The following is a 396-nucleotide window of genomic DNA, read 5'->3' as shown; positions in this document are numbered from 1 at the left end:
GTAAGGTGTACCTTTCGCCCATCATCGACTGCTTTGACGGCATGGTCATCAGCTGGTCCATCGGAACCCAACCAGATGCGGGTCTCGTCAACACCATGCTGGATGCAGCCATCGGAACCGTCGCCAACTGCGAGGAACGGCCAATCATCCATTCCGATCGCGGAGCACATTATCGATGGCCGGGCTGGCTAACCCGTATCAGTGAAGCGAGACTGGTTCGCTCGATGTCCCGAAAGGGTTGCTCGCAAGACAACGCCGCGTGCGAAGGGTTCTTCGGTCGGTTGAAAACCGAGCTCTTCTATCCACGAGACTGGAAGGTCATCACGATCGAGCAGTTCGTGGCAGAGGTGGATGCCTACATCCGATGGTACAATGAAACGCGCATCAAAATATCGC

Annotated in this window: 1 protein-coding gene; it reads left to right on the top strand. The window is 55.8% G+C overall.

Features of this window, described 5'->3' with window-relative positions:
* Positions 1–396 (top strand): IS3 family transposase (locus SB816_RS30050; protein ID WP_410547999.1); only part of this gene is annotated, 396 nt, incomplete at both ends.

Source organism: Achromobacter sp. SIMBA_011 (assembly GCF_046535435.1).
Taxonomy (GTDB): domain Bacteria; phylum Pseudomonadota; class Gammaproteobacteria; order Burkholderiales; family Burkholderiaceae_B; genus Achromobacter; species Achromobacter dolens.
The sequence above is the reverse complement of the archived record's forward strand: the minus strand, read 5'-3'. Positions and strand labels throughout refer to the sequence as shown.